1 protein-coding gene is annotated in these 939 nt (G+C 64.3%); it reads left to right on the top strand.

Translation table 11 applies throughout. From position 1 onward, the window contains the following. Positions 1-269 precede the first annotated feature (269 nt). A partial coding sequence (locus tag AC1DRJ_RS29820; protein WP_477805286.1) for an acyl-CoA dehydrogenase family protein occupies positions 270-939 on the top strand: 670 nt, incomplete at its 3' end.

The raw sequence follows: 939 nt of genomic DNA on the forward strand, positions 1-939 counted from the left end.
AGCCTGAACAATGGCAGCCCTGGTTTGAACAGACCGCGCGCAAGAACTGGTTCTGGGGCAACGCCCTCAACCCGCTGGACACCCGCACGGTGGTGAAAAACCTCGGGGGCTGGCGTGAGTTTTCCGGCAAGAAAAGCTTCTGCTCCGGCGCCAGCGACTCGCAGATGCTGATAGCCTCCGCCGTCGATGAAAGCGCTGGCGGCAAGCTGTTGATTGCCGCGATCCCAAGCGGACGCAGTGGCATCACCCTGCACAACGACTGGAACAACATGGGCCAGCGCCAGACCGACAGCGGCAGCGCCACCTTCGAACGGGTGCGGGTCGAAGAGTCGGAGCTGCTGCTGGATCCGGGCCCGTTGAGCACACCGTTCGCGTGTCTGCGTCCATTGATCGCGCAACTCACGTTCACCCACATGTTCCTCGGCATCGCCGAAGGCGCCTTCGAAGAAGCGCGGCAATACACGCTCACCGAAACCCGGCTGTGGCACAAATCCACGGCTCAGGATGTGCGTCAGGATCCCTATGTCCTCGGCCATTACGGCGAGTTCTGGGTCGCCCTCGAAGGCGTTCGATTGCTGGTGGAACGTGCCGCCGAGCTGCTCGACAAGGCCTGGGCAAAAGGACCGAATCTCAGCGCTGAAGAACGGGGACATCTGGCCACCGCCATCGCCACCGCCAAGGTCGCCGCCACGCGCAACGGCCTCGAGCTCTGTAGCCGACTGTTCGAAGTGACCGGCGCGCGCTCGACTCACGCATCCCTTCGCCTCGACCGCCACTGGCGCAACCTGCGCACGCAAACCCTGCACGACCCGGTGGATTACAAACTCCATGAGCTGGGTGACTGGGCGCTGAACCAGGCCCTGCCGACTCCGACCGGCGGGCATATCATCCTCGCCGACGAACCCACCGGCGCCCTCGACAGCCACAGCGGCGCCGAGG

The organism is Pseudomonas sp. P5_B2, from assembly GCF_056400445.1.